At 53.9% G+C, this 13,672-nt stretch carries 13 protein-coding genes; 7 read left to right on the top strand and 6 right to left on the bottom strand.

From position 1 onward, the window contains the following. Positions 1 to 44: 44 nt before the first annotated feature. Complete coding sequence (locus tag N0B36_RS09950) at positions 45 to 602, top strand: YtfJ family protein (RefSeq protein ID WP_016151446.1); 558 nt, start codon at positions 45 to 47, stop codon at positions 600 to 602. On the opposite strand, the gene cysQ is transcribed toward N0B36_RS09950, so the two are convergent. Beyond that, on the bottom strand, positions 592 to 1,332 hold the full coding sequence (cysQ, locus tag N0B36_RS09945) for a 3'(2'),5'-bisphosphate nucleotidase CysQ (RefSeq protein WP_016151445.1): 741 nt from the start codon (positions 1,330 to 1,332) through the stop codon (positions 592 to 594). The two genes, N0B36_RS09950 and cysQ, sit on opposite strands and share 11 nt — an antisense overlap. A gap of 187 nt (positions 1,333 to 1,519) precedes the next feature. Between cysQ and cpdB the strand changes: the two genes are divergently transcribed. Next, positions 1,520 to 3,463 (top strand): 2',3'-cyclic-nucleotide 2'-phosphodiesterase, encoded by a 1,944-nt coding sequence (gene cpdB, locus N0B36_RS09940; RefSeq protein ID WP_259687564.1) that lies wholly within the window; start codon positions 1,520 to 1,522, stop codon positions 3,461 to 3,463. Positions 3,464 to 3,511: 48 nt separating this feature from the next. Here cpdB and N0B36_RS09935 read toward each other — a convergent pair whose 3' ends face one another. Beyond that, a complete protein-coding gene (locus N0B36_RS09935; RefSeq protein WP_047358571.1) occupies positions 3,512 to 3,916 on the bottom strand; it encodes a helix-turn-helix domain-containing protein in 405 nt (134 codons plus the stop codon). An 85-nt stretch (positions 3,917 to 4,001) separates the two neighbouring features. Here N0B36_RS09935 and N0B36_RS09930 point away from each other — a divergent pair, with 85 nt between their 5' ends. The 3 genes from N0B36_RS09930 to N0B36_RS09920 all read left to right on the top strand — a co-directional run bounded on the left by N0B36_RS09930 (position 4,002) and on the right by N0B36_RS09920 (position 6,798). After that, a complete protein-coding gene (locus N0B36_RS09930) occupies positions 4,002 to 4,850 on the top strand; it encodes an SDR family oxidoreductase (protein WP_046275833.1) in 849 nt (282 codons plus the stop codon). An 81-nt stretch (positions 4,851 to 4,931) separates the two neighbouring features. Continuing rightward, the gene (locus tag N0B36_RS09925; protein ID WP_049270628.1) at positions 4,932 to 5,756 is read left to right on the top strand and encodes an AraC family transcriptional regulator; all 825 of its coding nucleotides are present in this window, start codon (positions 4,932 to 4,934) and stop codon (positions 5,754 to 5,756) included. 76 nt (positions 5,757 to 5,832) lie between these two features. Then, a complete protein-coding gene (locus N0B36_RS09920; RefSeq protein ID WP_259688176.1) occupies positions 5,833 to 6,798 on the top strand; it encodes a DMT family transporter in 966 nt (321 codons plus the stop codon). Positions 6,799 to 6,861: 63 nt separating this feature from the next. On the opposite strand, the gene N0B36_RS09915 is transcribed toward N0B36_RS09920, so the two are convergent. Next, complete coding sequence (locus tag N0B36_RS09915) at positions 6,862 to 8,415, bottom strand: methyl-accepting chemotaxis protein (RefSeq protein WP_046275835.1); 1,554 nt, start codon at positions 8,413 to 8,415, stop codon at positions 6,862 to 6,864. A 244-nt stretch (positions 8,416 to 8,659) separates the two neighbouring features. Between N0B36_RS09915 and ytfE the strand changes: the two genes are divergently transcribed. Continuing rightward, positions 8,660 to 9,322, top strand: a complete 663-nt coding sequence (gene ytfE, locus N0B36_RS09910; RefSeq protein ID WP_003025690.1) for an iron-sulfur cluster repair protein YtfE — start codon at positions 8,660 to 8,662, stop codon at positions 9,320 to 9,322. A gap of 80 nt (positions 9,323 to 9,402) precedes the next feature. Here the strand turns inward: ytfE and cycA are convergent, their stop codons facing one another. Continuing rightward, entirely contained in the window at positions 9,403 to 10,812 is a 1,410-nt protein-coding gene (gene cycA / locus N0B36_RS09905) for a D-serine/D-alanine/glycine transporter (RefSeq protein ID WP_259687546.1), read from the bottom strand. Between the two features lie 309 nt (positions 10,813 to 11,121). Next, positions 11,122 to 11,742: an FKBP-type peptidyl-prolyl cis-trans isomerase gene (fklB, locus tag N0B36_RS09900; RefSeq protein WP_029139741.1), complete on the bottom strand. Its 621-nt coding sequence runs from the start codon at positions 11,740 to 11,742 to the stop codon at positions 11,122 to 11,124. Positions 11,743 to 11,961: 219 nt separating this feature from the next. Between fklB and N0B36_RS09895 the strand changes: the two genes are divergently transcribed. After that, positions 11,962 to 12,612 carry a LysM-like peptidoglycan-binding domain-containing protein gene (locus tag N0B36_RS09895; protein WP_016151435.1) on the top strand — a complete coding sequence of 217 codons (651 nt, stop codon included), beginning with the start codon at positions 11,962 to 11,964 and terminating at the stop codon, positions 12,610 to 12,612. Between the two features lie 54 nt (positions 12,613 to 12,666). Here N0B36_RS09895 and N0B36_RS09890 read toward each other — a convergent pair whose 3' ends face one another. Further along, on the bottom strand, positions 12,667 to 13,590 hold the full coding sequence (locus tag N0B36_RS09890; protein ID WP_016151434.1) for a DMT family transporter: 924 nt from the start codon (positions 13,588 to 13,590) through the stop codon (positions 12,667 to 12,669). Positions 13,591 to 13,672: the final 82 nt, after the last annotated feature.

Genomic DNA, 13,672 nt, shown 5'->3' with positions numbered 1-13,672 from the left:
CAAGTGGTCGGATCACCTGCAAAATAAAGAAAGAAGGAAAACCTATGACCTTACAAAAACTGCTGGCGCTGTCGTGCCTGCTGCTGCCGATGATTGCCTGTGCGCATTCGTTTGAGACTAACCAGCGCGTACCGCCGGTGGGGATCGCCGATCGTGGCGAACTGATTCTCGATAACGATAAGTTTAGCTACAAAAGCTGGAATAGCGCGCAGCTGCCAGGGAAAGTGCGAATTGTGCAACACATTGCCGGACGCACCTCCGCCAAAGAGAAAAATGCTACGCTGATCGAGGCAATCAAAGCGGCCAACCTGCCGCACGACAAATACCAGACCACCACGATCGTCAACACCGATGACGCTATTCCTGGCTCCGGTATGTTTGTGCGCAGCAGTCTGGAGAGCAATAAGAAGCTCTACCCGTGGTCACAATTTATTGTCGACAGCAATGGCATTGCGCGTAAAGCCTGGCAACTGGATGAAGAGAGCTCCGCTATCGCCGTACTTGATAAGGACGGACGCGTTCAGTGGGCAAAAGATGGTGCGTTGACGCAGGAAGAGGTGCAGCAGGTTATTGCCCTGCTGCACAAATTACTCAGTAAATAGCGACGCGGAAGCCGGGGTTGAGGAATGATTCACGTGGGGTGTAATCCAGAGATTTCCCCTGCCAGTCGTGAACGTGCGCCCCGGCTGCGGCGGCAACGGCGTGGCCAGCGGCAGTGTCCCATACGTTAGTTGGCCCAAAACGTGGGTACAGCTGCGCCTGCCCTTCCGCCACCAGGCAGAACTTCAGCGATGAGCCAATCGACGTGGTCTGGTGCTCACCTAACTGTTGCAGATACTCTTTTAACTCATTGTCAGCATGCGAGCGGCTAATCACCACCAACGGCGGACGCGCGTCACGAACATGGATTTGTTTGCGCACGCCGCACTCTTCTTTCCACGCTTTACCTTCTGCCGCGCTGTACATCACTTTCATCACCGGCGCGTAAACCACGCCCAGTACCGGCTTTCCTTGCTCGATAAGCGCAATATTGACGGTGAATTCACCGTTACGCTTAATGAACTCTTTGGTACCGTCCAGCGGGTCTACCAGCCAGTAGCGCTGCCAGTGCTGGCGAACATCCCAGCCAGGAGGCGCTTCTTCAGACAGGACCGGAATATCCGGCGTCAGCGCCAGTAATCCTTCGAGGATCACCGTATGCGCGGCGATATCCGCCGCCGTGACCGGAGAATCGTCCTGCTTGCTGGTAATCTCCATCGGTTTGATTCCATCGTAGACCTGCATAATGGCATCGCCCGCATTCCGTGCAAGCTGGCATACATGTTCTAACATTCTCCACCTCGTTTCTGTCGTGGTGTTAACTCGTTGTTTTACTTATACCCGATCGCCAAAGGATCCGCCAACTGTGATAGCGTCTGCGGTTTTAAACGCTATATTCATGTCATGATTCACAGTTCTGTAAGCAAGAAGATTTATATACATTTTCTTTTGTGGCTTAGATCTTAAAAGGATGCCCCTGATGATTAAGTTTAGTGCAACGTTTCTGGCCACGCTGATTGCAGCCAGCGTCAATGCCGCGACCGTCGATCTGCGCATAATGGAAACCACTGATTTACATAGCAATATGATGGATTTCGATTATTACAAAGATACGCCGACTGAAAAATTTGGCCTGGTTCGTACGGCAAGCCTGATCAACGCAGCACGTGGTGAAGTCAAAAACAGCGTGCTGGTTGATAACGGTGATCTGATTCAGGGCAGCCCGCTCGGGGATTATATGGCGGCCAAGGGGCTGAAAGCGGGCGAAACGCATCCGGTATATAAGGCACTGAATACGCTGGATTACGCCGTGGGTAACCTTGGCAACCATGAATTCAACTACGGTCTTGAGTATCTGCACAACGCGCTAGCCGGGGCGAAATTCCCTTACGTTAACGCCAATATCATCGACGTTAAGACCAAAAAGCCGCTGTTTACTCCTTATCTGATCAAAGAGACTGAGGTTGTCGATCAGGAAGGAAACACGCAGACGCTGAAAATTGGCTATATCGGTTTTGTGCCGCCGCAGATCATGACCTGGGATAAAGCCAACCTCAGCGGCAAAGTGACGGTGAATGACATTACGGAAACCGCACGTAAATACGTGCCGGAAATGCGAGCCAAAGGTGCCGATGTCGTGGTGGTGGTTGCTCACTCCGGGCTTTCTGCCGACCCATACCAGGCGATGGCGGAAAACTCCGTTTACTACCTCAGTGAAGTTCCGGGCGTGGATGCCATTATGTTTGGTCACGCTCACGCCGTTTTCCCGGGGAAAGACTTTGCCAACATCAAAGGCGCAGATATCACAACAGGTACGCTCAATGGCGTTCCTGCGGTGATGCCGGGCATGTGGGGCGATCACCTGGGCGTAGTAGATTTAGTGCTGAATAACGATAGCGGTAAATGGCAGGTTACGCAGGGGAAAGCGCAGGCGCGCCCGATTTATGACGCCGCGGCCAAAAAATCACTGGCTGGCGAAGACCAAAAAATCGTTGAGATCCTAAAAGCCGATCACGATGCCACGCGTGAGTTTGTCAGCAAGCCAATCGGTAAATCTGCCGACAACATGTACAGCTATCTGGCGCTGGTTCAGGACGACCCGACCGTGCAGGTGGTGAATAATGCGCAGAAAGCCTATGTGGAACATTTTATCCAGGGCGATCCAGACCTGGCGAAACTACCGGTACTTTCCGCCGCTGCACCGTTTAAAGTCGGTGGACGCAAGAACGATCCGGCCAGCTTTGTCGAAGTCGAAAAAGGTCAGCTTACCTTCCGTAACGCCGCTGATTTGTATCTCTATCCCAATACCCTGGTCGTGGTGAAAGCCAGCGGTAAAGAGGTGAAAGAGTGGCTGGAATGTTCTGCCGGGCAGTTTAATCAGATTGATATCCACAGCAGCAAACCACAGTCGTTAATTAACTGGGATGGCTTCCGTACCTATAACTTCGACGTGATTGACGGCGTGAATTATCAGATTGATGTTTCACAACCCGCTCGCTATGACGGTGAATGCCAGACGATTAACCCGCAAGCGGAGCGTATTAAAAATCTGACCTTTAACGGTAAACCGATCGATCCGAACGCAACCTTCCTCGTCGCGACCAACAACTACCGCGCCTACGGTGGTAAGTTTGCCGGGACCGGCGACAGTCACATCGCGTTTGCATCACCAGATGAAAACCGCTCGGTGCTGGCAGCATGGATAGGTTTCCAGACAAAGAGCGCAGGCGAAATTCATCCGGCGGCAGATAACAACTGGCGTCTGGCGCCGATTCACAGCGAGACACAACTGGATATTCGCTTTGAAACATCACCGTCTGATAAAGCCGCTGCGTTTATCAAAGAGAAAGGCCAGTATCCACTGAAGAAAGTCGCTACCGATGACATCGGCTTCGCCATTTATCAGTTGGATTTGAGTAAGTAAGACCACGCCGGGTGGCGCTGCGCCATCCGGCAAGCCCGACCGGGTCGTTTACGTTGATGCCGGGACGTCTTCGTTCTTAACGGTATGATTTGCCAAAACCTGCGGCAAATTCACCTCTATCCAGTCCGCCAGCGCTGCGACTTTTTCGCTCACCTGCTCACCCAACGGTGTCAGGCTATACTCCACATGCGGCGGTACCACCGGATATGACACCCGATTGATAAACCCGTCCTGTTCTAACGCCTGCAGGGATTGCGCCAGCATTTTTTCACTGACGCCGCCCATCTTACGGCGCAAATCGCTGAAACGGTGCGTACCGTCGCGCAGCGCCACCAGAATCAATACACCCCAGCGGCTGGTGACGTGTTTTAACACCTCGCGGGAGGGACACTGCTCGGCAAACAAGTTGCCATCACGTAATTGCTGGGAGAGCGTCAAAGCTGTCATTTTCATACTAACCTTTTTGTACGTACTTACTAAAAGTAAGTTTAGGTGTTAATGTGATTAAACACAAGACCAATACCAAAGGAGTTATCCTATGATCGCGATTACTGGTGCCACTGGCCAACTGGGCCAACACGTTATTGAAACGCTACTGAAAACCGTTCCTGCCAGCCAGATTGTGGCTATTGTGCGTAATCCTGCTAAAGCGACGGCGCTTAGCCAGCAGGGCATTACCGTTCGTCAGGCGGATTACAGCGATGAAGCTGCCTTTACCACGGCCTTACAGGGGATAGACAAGTTACTGCTAATCTCCTCCAGCGAAGTGGGACAACGTGCCCCGCAGCATCGCAACGTGATTAACGCGGCGAAAGCGGCCCACGTGAAATTTATCGCCTACACCAGCCTGCTGCACGCCGATCGCTCCCCGCTGGGGCTGGCTGATGAGCATGTCGCAACCGAGAAGATGCTGGCTGAATCCGGTATCGCGTACGCGCTGCTGCGTAACGGTTGGTACACCGAAAACTATCTCGCCAGCGCACCAGCCGCGCTGGAACACGGCGTGTTTATTGGGGCGGCGGGAGAAGGCAAAATCGCCTCGGCGACCCGTGCCGACTATGCCGCTGCCGCCGCGCGCGTCATCAGTGAAGACGGTCATGCCGGTAAAATCTATGAACTGGCGGGCGACGCAGGCTGGACCCTGAGCCAGCTGGCGGCCGAACTGGCAAAACAGAGCGGTAAAAAAGTGGTGTATCAAAACCTGAGCGAAGCTGATTTTGCCGCCGCGCTGAAAGGTGTTGGTCTGCCTGCCGGACTGGCGGACATGCTGGCTGACTCAGACGTCGGTGCCTCTAAAGGTGGCCTCTTCGACGACAGCCATACGCTGAGCAAACTGATTGGTCGCCCAACCACGTCGCTGGCAGACAGCGTCAAAGGCATCGTGTAAGTGTTAAAAATTAGTTAATTGTGGTGGCATCCCCGCGCATCCTCTCTGATAATGACATGATGATGCGTGGGGAGAGAATACGTGCAAGGTGTACCTGAGCAGTTTATTGATGAGAAAGACAGCGCTCGCTTTCGCCATCTGGCACAGGTGCCGGGCGTTGAGCTGTATCATGCGCACATCTCGCGTTACGCCTTTGAACCCCACACCCATGAAGCGTTTGGTATTGGCGCGATAGAAGCCGGAGCCGAACGTTTTCGCTATCGCGGCACGCAGTACGTGGCCCCCGCCCATTCCGTCGTCACCATGAATCCCGATGAGCTACATACCGGCGAAGCGGAAACCGCCGACGGCTGGCGCTATCGGATGATCTATCTTGAGCCAGAGCTTCTGGAAGAAGTCACTGGGATCCGCCACTGGTGGTTTCATGACGTAACGCGTCACGATCCGCTACGCTCGCGCCAGATCTGCTCGCTGATCCATGGCCTGTGGAACACTGAGGATCCGCTGGCGCAAAAAGGGCTATTACTCGATCTGATCGACACGTTCCAGCCGCTGGCCCGCCATGCGCCGGTATTACCGGAGGGAGCGCATCGCTTTGAACGGGTACGCGAGTATTTGCACGATAATTATATGCACCCGGTCACGCTCGACGAACTGGCGCGGGTTGCAGCGCTGAGTCCCTGGCATTTTCAGCGCCAGTTTAAATCTCATTTCCACGTCACGCCGCACCAGATGCTGATGGCGATCCGCCTGTGGCGAGCCAAAGGTTTTCTCACTCACGGAATGCCCGCCGCGGAGGTCGCTGCCGCAACCGGCCTCACCGACCAGTCGCATCTCACCCGCGCGTTTACCCATCGCTATGGTATTACGCCGGTACGTTATCAGAAACAAGTCGTCCGGCGTTGAACAGCAATCTCATACAATACGGCTGCATTTTTCCTGCCTACACTCGACTTATTGTTAAGCGATGTGGATGTCAAAAATGATTAGCGGCGTGTTGTATGCCCTGCTGGCTGGGCTGATGTGGGGATTAATTTTTGTTGGGCCGCTGATCGTACCGGAATATCCGGCGGTATTGCAGTCGATGGGACGCTATCTGGCGCTGGGGCTAATAGCGTTGCCGATTGCCTGGCTGGGGCGTGTGCGCTTGCGTCAGTTGACGCGTAAAGACTGGGTCACTGCGCTGGCGCTAACGATGATGGGTAATCTGATTTATTACGTTTGCCTGGCAAGCGCCATCCAGCGCACTGGCGCGCCGGTTTCAACGATGATTATTGGTACATTGCCGGTTGTGATCCCGGTCTTCGCTAACCTGCTCTACAGCCAGCGCGACGGCAAATTATCATGGTGGCGTCTGTCGCCTGCGCTGGTGCTGATTGGTATCGGTCTGCTGTGCGTGAATATCTCGGAGCTGAATCAAGGCTTACCCTACTTTAGCGGCTGGCGTTATGGTTCTGGAATCGCGCTGGCGCTGATCTCGGTAGTGTGTTGGGCGTGGTATGCGCTGCGTAATGCCCGCTGGCTGCGCGAGAATCCAGATAAGCACCCGATGATGTGGGCGACGGCCCAGGCACTGGTAACGTTGCCTGTTTCTCTGCTCGGTTATATTGCAGCCTGCCTGTGGCTGAACGGGCAAACGCCGGACTTTGCCCTGCCCTTCGGCCCGCGTCCGGGCGCGTTTATCAGCCTGATGATAGCGATTGCGGTATTGTGTTCGTGGGTTGGCGCACTGTGCTGGAACGTCGCCAGCCAAAAATTGCCGACGGTGATCCTCGGCCCGCTGATTGTCTTCGAAACGCTGGCTGGCCTGGTGTACACCTTTATCCTGCGCCAGGAATTCCCGCCGCTGCTGACGGTAAGCGGCATTGCGCTGCTGATTGTTGGGGTGGTGATAGCCGTCAGAGCCAAACCACAGAAACCAAGCGTCGTCGTGGTTCCACAATCATAATGGCCCGGACGGCGCTGCGCTAATCCGACCTACAAGGTATTATTTTGTAGGCCGGAGTAGACGTTAAACTTTAAACACCGCTACGGTCTGATTCAGTCGTGCTGCCTGCTCTTCGAGCGCGGCGGCGGCGGAAGCGGACTCCTCCACCAGCGAGGCGTTTTGCTGCGTCACGCGATCCATCTCGGCAACCGCCTGACCTACCTGATCGATACCCCGGCTCTGTTCATCAGAGGCCGAGGCTATCTCGCCCATGATGTCGGTCACACGGGTCACGGCGCTCACAATTTCCGCCATCGTTTCACCCGCTTCATGCACCAGCGCCGTACCGGCATTCACCCGATTCCCCGAGTCATCAATCAGCGCCTTAATCTCTTTCGCCGCCTGAGCGCTACGCTGTGCCAGTGTACGGACCTCGCCAGCTACCACGGCAAACCCACGCCCCTGCTCGCCCGCACGCGCCGCTTCTACTGCCGCGTTCAGAGCCAGAATATTGGTCTGGAAGGCAATGCCGTCGATAACATTGGTAATTTGCGCGATTTTGCTGGAACTGGTGGCAATTTCATCCATCGTACGCACTACGCCATCAACCACGGTTCCGCCTTTCTGCGCCGTCTGTGAGGCATTTTTTGCCAGACTGGTCGCCTGACGCGCGTTATCCGCGTTCTGTTTCACGGTAGCGGTGAGTTGTTCCATGCTGGCAGCAGTCTCTTCCAGAGAGGCGGCCTGCTGCTCGGTACGTGAAGAGAGATCGTTACTGCCGGCGGCAATTTCACCTGCGCCGGTATAGATGGTGTCAGCCCCGTCACGCACCACGCTGACTGTGTTCGCCAGCGCCTGCTGCATGTCGCGAACGTTGACTGCCAGCAGCGCCATCTCATTGCTGCCATCGGCGTTGATGCTGTGCGTCAAATCACCCGCAGCAATGTGGCGAATATGCCCCATCACTTCGTGGAGAGGCTTGAGCAGCACTCGCTGCATCGCCAGCCAGCTGGCGATAATCACGGTGACGACAATCAGCATCACGGCGGACAGCAGCCAGATTATCTTCTGGTAATCACTCTCATTGTCCTGCACCCCGGCAGTGGCCAGCGCCGTTTGCGCGCTACGCCATTCCCGATAGACTTCCTGCATGGCCGTTTGCTTTTGTTCGGCATTCTGCTTGAACATCTCTTCCAGCTTACCTTCAGCCAGCAGCGCGTTCATTTTAGCCAGCGTCGCAGAATAGATGCCGTACTGCTCTTCCAGTCGATCGGCCAGATGTTCATCAAGCCCCGGCGTTTCCGGCAGGGCGTAGTATTTATCGTAATGCTCTTTCGATTCGGCCAACAGGCGATTTGCCGTGTTCACCAGTTCCTTCAACTGACCGCCGTTAATCTCGCTGGCCATCGTTCCCTGTAAACGCAACATGCCCCGGTTGAGCGTGACGCGAGCCTGGTTCAGGCTAATCCACGCATCGGTAAACTCGGCCACGTTCTGGCTGGAAAGCTGAGAGACGTTAAAGTTTTGCTTATCGTTATTGAGCGCGCCAATAAAGACGCCCGCGGAGATGAGCTGCATCGCGCCAAGGGCAAGTAACACGGTGATAAGTAAGGTTATCACTTTGATTCGTTTGAACATCTGTAGCCTTTTATTATGCAGGTATTGTCTGAGGTCTAACTATCGGCAGCGGCGTGCGCTTATTTAATCCTGTCGCGCGGCTTTTTTTGCCATCCCTCTCCTTTCTAATAAGATTCAGCACCTTAACGAAACAAGAAATTTTCGTGACATTCCTCACAAAAACCCCCACCCCGAAAGGGTTATATCCTTCGTCATAAGTTGCATTTAAAATGCATCTTATATTATTGAGAATGAGGTAACGGCAATGTCTTATCGCGATCAACCTTTAGGTGAACTGGCGCTCTCTATTCCTCGCGCTTCGGCCCTGTTTCGTAAATACGATATGGATTACTGCTGCGGCGGTAAGCAAACGCTGGCACGCGCTGCTGCGCGTAAAGAGCTGGATTTAGACGTTATTGAGGCACAGCTCGCGCAGTTGGCTGAACAGCCGCTGGAGAAAGACTGGCGTACCGTGGCACTGGCTGAAATCATCGATCATATCATCGTGCGTTATCACGACAGACACCGCGAACAGCTACCGGAACTGATCCTGCAGGCCACGAAAGTTGAACGCGTTCACGCAGATAAACCGAACGTACCACGCGGTCTGGCGAAAAACCTGACCATGCTGCATGAAGAGCTGTCCAGCCACATGATGAAAGAAGAGCAGATCCTGTTCCCGATGATCAAACAGGGCATGGGTAGCCAGGCGATGGGACCAATCAGCGTGATGGAAAGCGAACATGACGATGCCGGTGAACTGGTCGAAGTGATCAAACACATCACCCATAACGTGACGCCGCCGCCAGAAGCCTGCACCACCTGGAAAGCCATGTATAACGGCATTAACGAGATGATCGACGACTTGATGGAACACATCAGTCTGGAAAATAATGTGTTGTTCCCGCGAGCTCTCGCCGGGGAGTAAAGATATCGCCGGATAGCGCTAACGCGTATCCGGCCTACGGAATTCAGGCCCGGTAAGCATCGCGCTACCGGGCACTAAAATTAACGCATACCTGCCATACGTTTCTTACCGATAAACAACCAACCCAGACCCAGCGCGATGAACCACAGCGGCGTCACGATCAGCGCCTGACGGGTATCATCTTCCAGCGTCAGCAGTACCAGTACGAAGACGAAGAACGCCATACATACCCAGCACATCAGCTTGCCTAGCGGCATCTTGTAGATTGATTTTTCATGCAGGTGCGGACGCTGCTTGCGGTACACCAGGTACGAGCAAAGAATGATGGTCCAGACGAACATGAACAAAATCGCCGACACGGTGGTGATCATGGTGAACGCGCCAATCACGCTCGGGTTCACGTAAAGCATCACCACGCCGCCCAGCAGACAGATACAGGAGAAGGTTAAACCTTTCGCCGGAACTGCGCGTTTAGACAGTTTGGCAAACGCTTTAGGCGCTACGCCTTCCTGTGCCAGGCCGAACAGCATACGGCTGGTAGAGAACACGCCACTGTTTGCGGAAGAGGCAGCTGAAGTCAGCACCACAAAGTTGATCAGGCTCGCCGCGGCAGGCAGACCGACCAGCACAAACAGTTCAACGAATGGGCTCTTGGTTGGCACTACCGAGCTCCACGGTGTTACGGACATAATCACGATCAGCGCAAAAACGTAGAACATGATGATACGGATCGGAATCGAGTTAATGGCGCGCGGCAGAGATTTCTCTGGGTCCTTGGTTTCTGCAGCGGTCGTTCCCACCAGCTCAATACCCACAAACGCGAACACGGCTATCTGGAAGCCAGCAAAGAAGCCGCTCAGACCTTTCGGGAACCAGCCACCGTCATTCCACAGATGCGTGAACGATGCCTGAACGCCGGTTGGCGACTGGAAGTGCGTCAACACCATCACCAGACCAACGACAATCAGGCCGATGATGGCGACGATTTTGATCATCGCAAACCAGAACTCCATCTCACCGAACATTTTTACAGTGGCAAGGTTGAGGCTCAGCAGCAGCACGATCACCGCCAGCGAGGCGACCCAGTCTGAAAGTTCGGGGAACCAGAATTGCGCATACGCCGTAATGGCGACAACGTCTGCCATCCCGGTAACAACCCAGCAGAACCAGTAAGTCCAGCCGGTAAAATACCCGGCCCATGGCCCGAGCAGGTCAGAGGCGAAATCACTAAAAGATTTGTACTCCAGATTCGAGAGCAGCAATTCACCCATTGCACGCATCACGAAAAACAGCATAAAACCGATGATCATATACACAAAGATGATCGACGGTCCGGCGAGGCTGATGGTTTTACCAGAGCCCATAAACAGGCCGGTACCAATAGCACCACCAATGGCAATAAGTTGAATATGACGGTTTGTGAGATTGCGCCGTAGCGACTGTTCAGACGAAGCCTCATCAGCGGCGTCGACTTTTACCTGATCTACCATGTTTTTTCTTCCTGTACCTGTCTGTGTTGTTCAGGCTCTACGGCCTTTAGTGTGTCTATGATACGACGTTCCTGATTATCAGGACTCATCGATATTAGGTAAGAATTGGCGGGATGAATACTAAGATTTAGATATAATGTTAATTTAATGTTTAAAGTGAGTGTCATATCACTCTGATAGCGCGAATCAGCTCACAAAAATACACGCTAACGAGGCATTTGCAAAATAAAATATCGACAACCACGTAACTATAGCTTTTCACGCTATTTTTTTGTTCCCCCCGGCCTCGGAGGGAACAGAAGTCACTGCTTACAGGATCTCAAGCAGCTCAACGTCGAACACCAGCGTGCTGAACGGAGGAATGGACGCGCCAGCGCCACGCTCGCCGTAAGCCAGTTCCTGAGGAATAGTCAGTTCCCATTTGGAACCTACCGGCATCAGGGTCAGCGCTTCAATCCAGCCAGGGATCACGCCGTTAACCGGGAATTCAGCCGGTTCGCCGCGTGCGACAGAGCTGTCAAACACGGTACCGTCGATCAGTTTACCGGTGTAGTGCACGCGAACGCGGTCAGTACGCGCTGGAATAGCACCTTCGCCCTGAGTCAGAACACGGAACTGCAAACCGGATTCAGTGCTGTTCACACCGTCTTTCTCACGGTTTTCTTCCAGATATTTGACGCCATCAGCCGCCATAGCCTGGAAACGCTCGCGACGTACTGCATCAGCGCGTTCGTGGATTTCACGCAGTGCGCGATGCACAACATCAACCGGCACTGCCGGGTGCTTACCTTCCAGCGCGTCAGCGATACCCGCTACCAGCGCTTCAGGCAACAGTCCTTCCAGTCCGGATTCGCTCAGCTGTTGTCCTACCTGCAAACCAATGCCGTAGCTTGCTTGCGCTTCGATAGTGTCAAAAGTCGGGTTAGCCATCATATTTCCTTTCATCGGATGTAAAGTAGCGGGCAGCATATCAGCCATGCCGCATCCGGTAAAACTTTGTCTCGGGAACAGATGACAAATCGCGAGGAAACATAAACAATAGGAATACCCCGCGTTGACGTCACGAAAGCGGGTAATATGACGAACATCATAGCATTAGCCATCTATACTCTATGATCGAGGAACGAGACGCGGAGCAGGAGGAAAGCCATGCCCGGGCGCTTTGAATTAAAACCAACCCTGGCGAAAATCTGGCATGCACCGGACAATTTTCGCATTATGGATCCGCTACCGCCTATGCACCGACGCGGCATTATAATTGCTGCTATCGTGCTGGTGATAGGCTTCCTGCTGCCCTCCAGTGACACCAGCGATGCCCCTGTGGTTACGCGTACTGCTCAGCTGGATTTACAGTCACAGTCGCAGCCGCCGACCGAAGCTCAACTGCAGGCACAGTTGGTCGCCCCGCAAAACGATCCGGGCCAGGTCGCTCCGCTTGCCCCAGAGCCAATCCAGGAAGGAGAACCAGACGCGCAGCCGCAGGCTCAGCAATCTCAGCCGCAGACGCAACCTTTCCAACAGGATAGTGGAATTGAGCAGCAGTGGCGCTCCTATCGCGTAGACTCGGGCAAAACGCTGGCGCAGGTATTCCGTGACCATAACCTCCCGCCAACCGATGTATACGCAATGGCGCAGGTTGAAGGTGCCGGAAAACCGCTGAGCAACCTGAAAGACGGCCAGATGGTACAAATCAGGCAGAATGCCAACGGCGTGGTAACGGGATTAACCATTGATACCGGTAATGGTCAGCAGGTACTGTTTACTCGACAACCTAACGGCAGTTTTATTCGCGCCCGTTAACCGGCACACCTGTGTACCTGATAAACACAGCGCATCAGACATTAAGGTGAAGCGTCAGCGCTTCACCTTGTTCACCCACCAGATCCCGGAACAGACCAGCACCAGCGCCAGCGCATATTTCCATTCGAGAATGTTTTCGCCGAGGAATATCGCCGACAGAACCGCCCCCGAAACCGGGATCAGGAAGTTAAACGGCGCAATCATCCCCACGCGGTTATGCTTGAGCAGAATACTCCACAACGCAAAAGCGACCGAAGAGAGTAACGTCAGGTAGCCCAGAATCGCCACTGAAGACGCGCCGTGTACGGTCAGCGTGCCACCAAAAGCGTAGCCGCCGATAACCAGCGCCAGACCGCCGACACCCAACTGATATCCTGTCATTACCGTCGGGTCTACCGTCTGAGAAATGCGTTTACCGTATAACGTGGCGGCAGAAAGAATAAAGGCCGCCATCACCACTGAACCGTCCCCTAACAGGCTGAAGTTAAAATCCAGTCCGCTGCTAAAGTTCACCACCATTACGCCGGTAAAGCCCAGGATACAGCCCAGCACTTTGTTGTAGCTCAGCTTGTCGTTCTGATAGATAAAATGGGCCAGCAGCACGCTGAAGAAGGTGCCGGTCGCGTTCATGATCGACCCCTTCACCCCCGTCGTGAACGCCAGGCCAATATAGAAGAAGATGTATTGCAGCGAGGTTTGCGTCAGTCCCAACAGCGTGAGCTGACCGTACTGACGCGGGCTTAACCGGCCAATCGGTTTACGCTGCGCCACCGCCAGCAATAGCAGCAATAATCCAGCAAACAGGAAGCGATAGCCGGCAAAGACAATTTTTGAAGGAATGTCATCCGTGGCAATCTGGAAGATCTCATATCCGCTTTTGATCGCCGGATAGGCGCTCCCCCACAGCAGGCAGCAGAACGCTGCGCTCAGGTAGACAACATTTTTACGCGCAAACAGAGGTTGGTGCGTTGGTTCCATTCCATCACCACTTTGAAATAATGTTTTATTTTTATGATTATCCCGAAAAGGATAAAGAATAGCCAGAGCGAAAAGCGGAGGG

The organism is Citrobacter sp. XY323, assembly GCF_025106035.1.
Classification (GTDB): Bacteria; Pseudomonadota; Gammaproteobacteria; order Enterobacterales; family Enterobacteriaceae; genus Citrobacter; species Citrobacter braakii.
The sequence above is the reverse complement of the archived record's forward strand: the minus strand, read 5'-3'. Positions and strand labels throughout refer to the sequence as shown.

Coding starts and splice junctions, on each gene's coding strand:
- N0B36_RS09950 (WP_016151446.1), top strand. CDS start 45: ATGACCTTACAAAAACTGCTGGCGCTGTCGTGCCTGCTGCTGCCGATG.
- cysQ (WP_016151445.1), bottom strand. CDS start 1,332: ATGTTAGAACATGTATGCCAGCTTGCACGGAATGCGGGCGATGCCATT.
- cpdB (WP_259687564.1), top strand. CDS start 1,520: ATGATTAAGTTTAGTGCAACGTTTCTGGCCACGCTGATTGCAGCCAGC.
- N0B36_RS09935 (WP_047358571.1), bottom strand. CDS start 3,916: ATGAAAATGACAGCTTTGACGCTCTCCCAGCAATTACGTGATGGCAAC.
- N0B36_RS09930 (WP_046275833.1), top strand. CDS start 4,002: ATGATCGCGATTACTGGTGCCACTGGCCAACTGGGCCAACACGTTATT.
- N0B36_RS09920 (WP_259688176.1), top strand. CDS start 5,833: ATGATTAGCGGCGTGTTGTATGCCCTGCTGGCTGGGCTGATGTGGGGA.
- N0B36_RS09915 (WP_046275835.1), bottom strand. CDS start 8,415: ATGTTCAAACGAATCAAAGTGATAACCTTACTTATCACCGTGTTACTT.
- ytfE (WP_003025690.1), top strand. CDS start 8,660: ATGTCTTATCGCGATCAACCTTTAGGTGAACTGGCGCTCTCTATTCCT.
- cycA (WP_259687546.1), bottom strand. CDS start 10,812: ATGGTAGATCAGGTAAAAGTCGACGCCGCTGATGAGGCTTCGTCTGAA.
- fklB (WP_029139741.1), bottom strand. CDS start 11,742: ATGGCTAACCCGACTTTTGACACTATCGAAGCGCAAGCAAGCTACGGC.
- N0B36_RS09895 (WP_016151435.1), top strand. CDS start 11,962: ATGCCCGGGCGCTTTGAATTAAAACCAACCCTGGCGAAAATCTGGCAT.
- N0B36_RS09890 (WP_016151434.1), bottom strand. CDS start 13,590: ATGGAACCAACGCACCAACCTCTGTTTGCGCGTAAAAATGTTGTCTAC.